Below are 1,502 nucleotides of genomic sequence, written 5' to 3'. Positions count from 1 at the left end.
AAGTCTAACCAAGAGTTGATTGATTATACCAACGATTTGATTGCTAAATGGCAAAAAGATGGTAGCCTTCAAAAACTCTACGATAAGTATCACTTGAAACCAGCTAAGGCTGAAGATAAATAGAAAGGAGTCCTGAATTTATGTATCTTTTAACTGAAACGGCTAGTCCTTTCGCTCTTGAACGTTGGGCTGCTTTCTTCGCTAACTTTGGGCAATTTGCCAAAGGTTTCTTCTATACCCTTGGTATTTCAATTGGTGCCTTGATTGTAGCCCTTCTTCTTGGGCTCATCTTTGGGGCTATGAGTTCGACTCATAACAAGGTCCTTCGTGGCATCTCACGTGTTTATGTCGAAATCTTCCAGAATACACCCTTGCTCGTACAATTCGTGGTTGTCTTCTATGGAATTTCAATCTTGACTGATGGTCATGTCATGATTCCAATTTCATTGACGGCTATCCTTTGTGTAGGGGTCTACACAGGAGCCTATATCTCTGAAATTATTCGTACAGGTATCGAGGCGGTTCCTAAAGGTCAAACCGAAGCGGCTTTATCTCAAGGTTTCACCTACGCTGATACCATGCGTATCATCATCTTGCCTCAAGCAGTCCGTACTATCTTGCCGCCATTGACCAACCAAGTGGTTAACTTGATTAAGAATACTTCTACAGTTGCCATTATTTCTGGGGCTGATATCATGTTCACGGCTAAGGCTTGGGCTTATGATACCACTAACTATGTGCCGGCCTTTGCCGGAGCTGCCTTCCTCTACTTTATCATGTGTTTCCCTCTAGCTACTTGGGCACGTCGTAAAGAAGAAGAGAATAAGAAAGCTTACTAAGGAGGTCCACTATGTCAGAAGTTTTATCAGCTACTAACCTTAAATTCTTGGCACAAGGGATGTGGACGACCCTTTACTTGTCTTTCTTCATCATTGTGCTGTCTACCTTGTTCGGAACTATTCTGGCGGTTATGCGTAACGGAAAGAATCCTATTCTTCGTTGGATAGCTTCTATCTACGTTGAGTTCGTTCGTAACGTTCCTAACTTGCTTTGGATTTTCATTATCTTCTTGGTCTTCCAGCTTAAGTCTACAGCGGCAGGAATTACCTCTTTCACGGTCTTCACTTCAGCGGCCTTGGCGGAAATCATTCGTGGGGGACTGAACTCTATCGACCATGGCCAAACGGAAGCCGGCTTGTCTCAAGGGTTTAACAACAGACAAATCTTTATTTACATCATCTTCCCACAAGCTATTCGTAAGATGTTACCATCTATCATTTCTCAATTCGTAACGGTTATCAAGGATACTTCTTTCCTTTACTCTGTTATCGCCTTACAGGAATTATTTGGTAAGAGTCAGATTTTGATGGGTGGTTACTACGAACCAAGCCAAATCTTTACCTTATACGGTATTGTGGCTTTAGCCTATTTCGTGGTCAACTTTGCCATCTCTAGCTACTCTCGCTACCTCTCTAAACAATGGGAGCAAGCTAGTGAATAAA

Annotated in this window: 2 protein-coding genes and 1 pseudogene; all 3 read left to right on the top strand. The window is 42.4% G+C overall.

Features of this window, described 5'->3' with window-relative positions; all coding sequences use genetic code 11:
* Positions 1-123: pseudogene (locus tag AX663_RS10635) on the top strand (transporter substrate-binding domain-containing protein); the annotation flags it as partial.
* Positions 124-140: 17 nt separating this feature from the next.
* Entirely contained in the window at positions 141-839 is a 699-nt protein-coding gene (locus AX663_RS08355) for an amino acid ABC transporter permease (protein ID WP_002886251.1), read from the top strand.
* Between the two features lie 11 nt (positions 840-850).
* Positions 851-1,501: an amino acid ABC transporter permease gene (locus AX663_RS08350; protein WP_002890834.1), complete on the top strand. Its 651-nt coding sequence runs from the start codon at positions 851-853 to the stop codon at positions 1,499-1,501.
* Position 1,502 lies beyond the last annotated feature (1 nt).

The sequence above is a fragment of the Streptococcus sp. CCH8-H5 genome, from assembly GCF_001556505.1.
Lineage (GTDB): Bacteria > Bacillota > Bacilli > Lactobacillales > Streptococcaceae > Streptococcus.
This window is presented reverse-complemented; position numbering and strand designations above follow the sequence as displayed.